Here is a 7,320-nt window from a genome sequence, read left to right as displayed (position 1 = left end):
GCCGTCAGTGCAAAGACGAACGGCCGGCCTTGCCCCTCGGCTCGCACGTGGAACCTGGTCGAGCCCACCCGGACTCTTGCCGAGTTGGGAGTAGGCTCGGCTCAGAGCGGCGGATAACTTTTAGTGGAGGCGGTGGGAATCGAGGCCGCCGCGCTCGGGCCCGTGCGTGGAGTGGCCGGGCAGCTCGCCTACRTCCTGCTCGGGGCGGTGGGACTGCCGTTCTACTCCAAGGGGGCCAGCGGTTGGGCACAAGTGCTCGGGCCGACCGGCGGCTATCTGGTGGGCTTCATCCCCGCGGCCGTCCTCATGGGCCTCGCGGCGCGGCACGGCTTTGACAGGGTGGCGTGGAAGGCGATCCCGCTCTTCCTCGCTGGCCAGCTCGTCATCCTGGCCATTGGCGTGCCCTGGCTCTGCGTGGCGGCCCCGCTCGACCTCGCCACGGCCCTGCACAAGGGCTTCCTGCCCTTCCTCCCCGGTGGGTTGCTCAAGGCAGCCATCGCCGGCTTGGGGATGCCCCTCGCCTGGAGGCTCATACGGTCTCGCGAGTCAGGGGGGTGAGCGATGTCAAGCAGCGGCCAAGTTGTCCTTACCGCATCCTTCCCTTGTCCGAGATCATCCGGGCGCGGGTGGCCATCTACGACGAAGATGTGGCGGACCCCTCCTCCGCTCGTCATGGAGGAGGGGGACGAGCGAAGAACGCGATGCCGAAGCGGCCCGGGCGTCGAATGTAGAGCCGCTTGCTCCAGGTGAGACAGAGCATGAAGCGAGGGGGCATCCGAGCGCCGACTCAGGGGCCCTTCGCTCTCACACCATCTTCCCCATGCTACTTGCGAGCGAATGGGATTCAGCAAGAGCCTCGCGACGAAGCTCCTCGTCGCTCTTTGCAGCGTCATCAGCATCGCACTCGGCATCCTCATCCTCGTCGTCAGCCGGCAGTCCTCGCGGGTCGCCGAGGAGCAGGCGAACCAGATGGTCACGCAGATGGCCGAGCGCTATGCGCGCCTGGTCAACTCGGAGTTCGACGCCGCGTTCATGCCCGTCCGCACGCTCGCGCAGACGTTGGCGGCCCAGAAGGCCGCCGGCCTGACCGATCGCCGGCTGGCGGATGCCGCGCTCCGGGACGTCGCCGAGGCCAACCCCAAGGTCCTCGGCATCTGGACGACGTGGGAGCCCAATGCATTCGATGGGCTCGATGCGAAGTACGTGAACACGCCCGGCTCTGACGCCACCGGGCGCTACATCTCCAATTGGTCCCGCGGCTCCGGACGCATCACGCTGGAGCCCAACGTCGATTACGAGAAGGAAGGCACGGGCGACTACTACCTCCTCGCGCGCAAGACCCGGCGGGAGACGATCGTCAATCCCTATCTCTACCCCGTCGGCGGCAGGCCCACCCTCATCACGAGCATCACCGTGCCCATCATCCTCGATGGCAAGTTCGCCGGGACCGTCGGTGCGGACATCTCGCTCGAGCAGATCCAGAAGCAGGTCTCGGAGATCTCCGCCTTCGAGAAGGGGTACGCGCTGCTCGTCTCGAACAATGGCACGTTCGTCGCGCACCCCTCGCAGGAGCGCCGCGCGAAGCAGCTCGATGACTCGCCCGCGGAGGCCCTGGTGAAGACCGCCCTCTCGAGCGACACCGCGCGCTCCGGCCGCGTCTACTCGGAGGTGCTCGGGGCGGGTGCCATCGAGGTGGTGGTCCCCATCCGCATCGGTGAGACCGTGACGCCGTGGGCGCTCGCCGTCTTCGCTCCCCTGGATGAGGTGCTCGCGCCGGCCCAGGAGCTGCGCGAGTTCACGGTCCTGCTCGGGGCGCTCGCGCTGCTCGCGCTCGGTGGCGCCGTCCTCCTCGTCATCCGCCGCATCACCCGGCCGCTCGAGACGATCTCCAGCGTCGCCACCCGCATCGCCCAGGGCGACCTCACCGGAAGGCTCGAGCACCGTTCGGAGGATGAGATTGGCGTCCTCGCGGATGCGTTCCGCTCGATGCGCGACCGGCTGGCGCAGGTGATTGCCGATGTCCGCGATGGGGCCGCGGCGCTCTCGTCGGCCGCGTCACAGCTCTCGCAAACGTCCCAATCACTCGCGAGCCGGGCGACCGAGCAGGCCGCCACCTTCGAGGAGATGACCAGCAACCTGGAGACCATGAGCGAGTCCATCGTCAAGAACGCCGGCAGCAGCCGTCAGGTGGAGACGATCGCGGCCCAGGGAGCGGCCGACGCCGAGAAGAGCAGCCGGGCGGTCACCGCGACGGTGGATGCCATGAAGCAGATCGCCGCGCACATCTCCATCATCGAGGAGATCGCCTATCAGACGAACCTGCTCGCGCTGAACGCCTCCATCGAGGCGGCCCGCGCGGGCGAGCACGGCAAGAGCTTCGCGGTCGTCGCGTCCCAGGTCCGCAAGCTGGCCGAGGGCAGCCAGACCGCCGCCAGGAAGATCAGCACGGTGGCGTCGGACAGCGTGAAGATCGCCGAGCAGTCCGGCCACCTGCTCCAGGCGCTCGTCCCGTCGATCGACACGACGTCGCACCTGGTGAAGGGCGTCGCCGCCACGTCGAGCGAGCAGTCGACGAGCGTCAGACAGCTCAACAAGGCGATGCTCGGCCTGAACGATGTAACGCAGCAGAACGCGGCGGCCTCCGAGGAATTGTCGAGCACCGCGGAGGAGATGGCGGCGCAAGCGGAGGGCCTGCTGCGGATGGTGAGCTTCTTCCGGGTGGACGGGGCCAAGGACCCCAGCGCGCCGCGAGGCCGTCCGGGTGCGCGGGCCTTCGAGAGCATGTCTCCGGACCTCCGGCGGGTGCACCCCACGCCCCAGGCACGGCGGCACGAGCAGCGCATGTGAGGGCCCGCCGGGGCTCGCCGGAAAGCCACGTCGGGAGCATCCACCTCGGTTCGCATTGCAGGTAAGGTGCCGGCACACGGGAGACAGACCATGGCTCGGCTCGATGGCAAGGTGGCACTGGTAGTGGGTGGAAGTGGCGGCATTGGCAGGGCGGCGGCCTTGATGCTTGCTCAGGCCGGAGCCCAGGTCGTCGTGGCCGCACGGCGCGTGACCGAGGGCTCGGCCGTGGTCCAGGAGATCCTCGGCCAGGGTGGCACGGCACGCTTCGTCGAGACCGATATCACCCAATCGTCCCACGTGACCCGGGCCGTGGAGAGCACGGTGGCTGCTTTTGGCCGGCTCGACTGCGCCGTCAACGTACCGGGAATCACCGGCCAGCCCAGCACGATCGCCGACTGCACCGACGACAACTGGGACCAGGTGCTCCACCTCAACCTCACGGCCTTCTTCTGGTGCCTGCGCGCCGAGCTCCGGCAGATGCGGGCCCAGGGCGGAGGCGGCCGCATCGTCAACGTCTCCTCCGCCATCGGCAAGCGCGCGTTCCGCGGACTGGGTGCGTATGGGGCCACCAAGCGCGCGCTCGAGAGCCTCACCGAGACCGCCGCGCTCGAGGTTGCCTCGGAAGGCATCACCGTCAACGCGGTGGCCCCGGGCTCCATCGTGACGGAGACCTTTCTGGATTTCACCCAGGGCGACGCGGCCACCCAGCGGATGATGGCCGAGACCTACCACCCCCTGGCCCGCATCGGGCAGCCCGACGAGGTGGCCCGTGCCATCCTCTATCTCTGCGCCGATGCCACCTTCACCACCGGCACCACCCTCCCCGTGGACGGCGGCTGGATCTTCCGCTCCTAGGGCCGTTCCGCGGCGCGTGGGTGGGGGAGGGGATGTGCCGTGACGAAGGCCTACTTGACGTCTCGCGCCGTGCGCACGGGCTTCTGGGCCCTGGACTCGCTGGCGGCGATGTCGGCCTCGAACTTCGCGAAGCGCGTGTCGAGCTGCTTCTTCAGACGCTGCTTGTCCGCCTCGGGCAGGAAGGCGTAGCGCAGACTGTCGTAGGAGAGCTTCTTCACCTCCGCGTACGTGGGCTTGTAGCGGCTGGCAAACAGCACGTACTCGTTGGACAGCGTATGGCGGGTGACGCCGGTGTCATCCGTGGAGATGACGAACGGTACGCCGTGCTTGCGGTACAGCTCGACCGGATGCGCGGCGCCCTTGACGCCCAGGATGAACTCGTTGCTGGTCAGGTTCACCTCGATGGGGATGTCCCGCTCGCGCAGTGTCTGGATGAGCCGCAGCGCGTCGCGCTCGTGCGAGATGTCGATGCCGTGCCCGATGCGCTGGGCGCCGGCCACGCCGACGGCCTCGGTGATGTGGAACTTCAGGCCCTCGGGGGGCACCATGCCCAGGGCCAGCTCACCCGCGTGCAGCGCCAGCTTGACGTTCGGGTAGCGCGCCTTCACGGCCTTGAACATCTGCATGTGCAGGCTGTAGTCGCGCATCGAGACGTTCGAGTTCTCGGCGCCCACCAGGTTCACCGCCACCACCTTGTCGTTCAGCGTCGCGATCTTGTACGCGCTGGCGATCTGCGAGAACACCAGGGCCGGCGAGAGGGCCCGCAGGACGTAGGCCTGGTAGCGCATCGTGAAGTCCGCATCGTCGATGCCCTCGCTGCTCACCTGCACGTTGGCGACGTAATCCCGCACGCCCTTGTTGAACTGGGGGTCGGCGTCCAGCTTCGTCAGCTGCGCGGCCATCAGCGCCTGCAGCTTCGCGCTGTCACTGCCCGCCGCCGCGAGGTCGCGCTCGAACCCGGCGTCCGGCAGGCTCGGGGCCAGCTCGAAGATGGTCTCGATGTAGCCCAGGTTCTCGGCGATGGCGCGCTGCTTGAGCGTCCGCAGACCCTCCCGGGTGTTGGTGGACGCCACGTCGTCGAAATACAGGAAGGTGTCGAAGAACTGCTGATCCGGCGGCGGCTTCACCGCGCCATGGTTGCTGAAGTCCTTGCTGGACCAGCGCTGCAGCAATTCGCGGTAGGCCTCCTCGTCGGCGATCACGTCCTGGGCGCTGACACAACCCTTGGCATCGGGGCGATGCTTCTGGATCTTGGAGGAGGCCTTGTCCACGCAGTAGCCCTGCTTGTCCACCCACTCCAGATACTGCTCGGCATAGATGGCGCCCGAGTAGTGGTGATGCAGGTCACCCCCCTTGGGCATCAGCGTCATGAACAGGGACAGCTCGGCCAGCTTCGGCTCGGCTCCCGATACCAGCGACGCGAAATGACGCTGGGTGGTCGCTTCGTTGCTGGCCGCGTGCGCGGTGGGGGCGATGGCGCTGGTGAGCAGGGGGATGAGAAGACTGGATAGGAGCTTTCGCATGAGCACTCTCGGGGGTGATGAGGGGGAGGGGAGGACGCGCTCCACTCCGCGTGTTTGCTCAAGGAGAGGCAAGTAGGATGCCAACCGGGCGGCGCGGGCCTTTCGCCTCCAGTCGCGCGGTACGGCGTGTGGGCTGACACGTCAACGCCGAAGGTGGACACGTCAGTCCGCCGTACTGACACGTCACGAGCCAGATGACCCACGCGGCCTTGTGTCGAGACGAATCCTAATTCACGCCCCGGCGAATGACCTCTCGCTTCTTCCCATCGACAACAGTCCGGCGAAGCCATACGGTTCCACTATTGCCAGACTGCTCGAGACAAGCCCGTAGCACGTCAGGCTCCGAGGCATTGCTAATGCGCAGCAGCACGCCAAATTCCTTGTACTCGGGTTCCGTCCAATTCTTTATGAAATGCAAATAATTGACCTGTAGGATGATGTCCGCTCCCTGATGCTTCGCTCGATAGTAATCTCCTCCGAGATACTCACTATCATGCAGCGAAAAACGGACCCCGAGAGCCAGCTCCAAACGCTGGCTTGCGGCAGTCAAGTCAGGCTCCCAGACACCGTACAAATCGAAAATCTTGGCACCCACAAAACCTCCTGTCTTCAGGGAGCTACTCTATTCCACCTGGACGTCGGGTTCCTCGGGGCGCGGCGCTGTGTGAGGGCAGTGCGTACGTGGCCAGCACCCAGCACAACGTGCACAGCGGCCCGCCCTGAAAGCTCGGGGCGGGCCGCCGCATGGACAGAACGAGCGGTGTTACTGGCACCAACTGCCGCCGCCGTAGGTGTTGCAGTAGTTGATGCAGATGGAAGGAGCGCCGGGGGTGTAGCACTCGAAGCCGTCGCAACAAATCATGCTGAAGTCTTGAGCGTGCTTCGTGCCACCGGACTCGCCGCACTTCGTCACACACTCGTCGGTGGAACCGGTGCACGCGGTGCCGTCGGAGCACACGACATGCACCTCTCCGCTTCTGTCGGTCGTGGTGCCTCCACAACCTGCCAGCATCCCCACTGCCATCAACCCTGCGATGATTGCGCTGCGCATACTGTGATGTGTCTCCTGGGTGGGCACTGCGCGGGCTACGTTAAGCGAGGCAGCCTGCCCCAGGTGGAAGGAAATGGACCTCACCGAATCGGCCCTGCGCAAATGGGTGCGAGGCCGAAGGTGACGCGTATCCGCTATCGTGGATTTCCCATACGCTGCCTGGCCAGACGTTGAGTCGCGGTTGCGCGGGCAATGCCCGGCGGAGGCTCGCGGGGAGGGGATGGGGGAGCTCAGGGCGAGGAGCTGGCCACCTCCGGCAGCCGAGGCGAGCCGTGCTTGCCGAGCCACACCTCGATGTCCTTCTGGAGCTTCCCCGCTTCCGGGCCCAGCGCGTTGGCCAGCTGGCGCGACTCGGCGAGGAGGTGCAGGGACCGGGTCCTGTCCCCTCCTGCCTCCCACAGGGCCCAGGCCAGCAGGAAGCGGACGTTGGCACGATCCACGTCGCTGGGCTTCGCGTGCTCCCAACCCGCCACCGCCTTCTCCAGGTGCGAGCAGACGCTCGAAGGCTTCCGCCCGCTCGCGCGCGGCCGGGTCCGAGGGCGCGGGACGGGTGGCGAGTGCCGCCAGCTCCGAGCACTCGGTGGGCGCGGGCAGCCGGCCCACGGCACGCAGGGACTGCTCCACCACGCCCGAGTCGGCCTGGGAGAAGAGCTCGGTGAGGGCGGCCACCTCGGCGAGCCGTCCGTCCAGGCAGCGCATGCGCCCGGCCAGCACCTTCTCGGATTGTTCTCCCCGCACGCGCGTGGCCTCGCAGGCCGTGGTGCGCGTGGTCACCCAGGAGGCCCCGTACGCATCCAGCGCACGTCGCACGCCTTCCCACGCCACCGGAGCGAACGGCTGGCCTGTCGCGAGGAACGCGGCCCGTACCGCCTCCTGACGCGTGGCGTCCCACACCCGGGCCAGCTCATCACGGGCCGCTCCGCACTGGAGCGAGCCTCGCACAGGGCGCGGGGCGGCACGGCCTGTGCTCCGACCCGGCGCACAGCCCGTGCGTTACCCTCCAGCGGCCCTTCTCAACCCCTTTGCGCCAGCCCGCCTCCTCAA

At 67.3% G+C, this 7,320-nt stretch carries 8 protein-coding genes; 4 read left to right on the top strand and 4 right to left on the bottom strand.

Annotated elements, in window-relative coordinates; translation table 11 throughout:
• The first annotated feature begins 132 nt into the window (after window positions 1-132).
• The 3 genes from BO221_RS43580 to BO221_RS43570 all read left to right on the top strand — a co-directional run bounded on the left by BO221_RS43580 (window position 133) and on the right by BO221_RS43570 (window position 3,702).
• Complete coding sequence (locus tag BO221_RS43580) at window positions 133-558, top strand: biotin transporter BioY (RefSeq protein ID WP_233166523.1); 426 nt, start codon at window positions 133-135, stop codon at window positions 556-558.
• A 279-nt stretch (window positions 559-837) separates the two neighbouring features.
• On the top strand, window positions 838-2,847 hold the full coding sequence (locus tag BO221_RS43575; RefSeq protein WP_073566817.1) for a methyl-accepting chemotaxis protein: 2,010 nt from the start codon (window positions 838-840) through the stop codon (window positions 2,845-2,847).
• Window positions 2,848-2,937: 90 nt separating this feature from the next.
• Window positions 2,938-3,702, top strand: coding sequence for an SDR family NAD(P)-dependent oxidoreductase (locus BO221_RS43570; protein ID WP_073566816.1), 765 nt, complete (start codon window positions 2,938-2,940; stop codon window positions 3,700-3,702).
• Between the two features lie 50 nt (window positions 3,703-3,752).
• Here the strand turns inward: BO221_RS43570 and BO221_RS43565 are convergent, their stop codons facing one another.
• The 4 genes from BO221_RS43565 to BO221_RS43555 form a co-directional block, all read right to left on the bottom strand.
• Window positions 3,753-5,225, bottom strand: coding sequence for an adenosine deaminase (locus tag BO221_RS43565; RefSeq protein ID WP_073566815.1), 1,473 nt, complete (start codon window positions 5,223-5,225; stop codon window positions 3,753-3,755).
• A gap of 226 nt (window positions 5,226-5,451) precedes the next feature.
• Entirely contained in the window at window positions 5,452-5,820 is a 369-nt protein-coding gene (locus BO221_RS54405; protein ID WP_143196026.1) for a hypothetical protein, read from the bottom strand.
• Between the two features lie 168 nt (window positions 5,821-5,988).
• Window positions 5,989-6,192, bottom strand: a complete 204-nt coding sequence (locus tag BO221_RS43560; protein WP_073566814.1) for a hypothetical protein — start codon at window positions 6,190-6,192, stop codon at window positions 5,989-5,991.
• A gap of 314 nt (window positions 6,193-6,506) precedes the next feature.
• Window positions 6,507-6,749 carry a hypothetical protein gene (locus tag BO221_RS43555; RefSeq protein WP_073566813.1) on the bottom strand — a complete coding sequence of 81 codons (243 nt, stop codon included), beginning with the start codon at window positions 6,747-6,749 and terminating at the stop codon, window positions 6,507-6,509.
• A 77-nt stretch (window positions 6,750-6,826) separates the two neighbouring features.
• Between BO221_RS43555 and BO221_RS43550 the strand changes: the two genes are divergently transcribed.
• A complete protein-coding gene (locus BO221_RS43550) occupies window positions 6,827-7,153 on the top strand; it encodes a hypothetical protein (protein ID WP_073566812.1) in 327 nt (108 codons plus the stop codon).
• Window positions 7,154-7,320: the final 167 nt, after the last annotated feature.

It is taken from the genome of Archangium sp. Cb G35 (genome assembly GCF_001896145.1).
GTDB lineage: Bacteria > Myxococcota > Myxococcia > Myxococcales > Myxococcaceae > Archangium > Archangium violaceum.
This window is presented reverse-complemented; position numbering and strand designations above follow the sequence as displayed.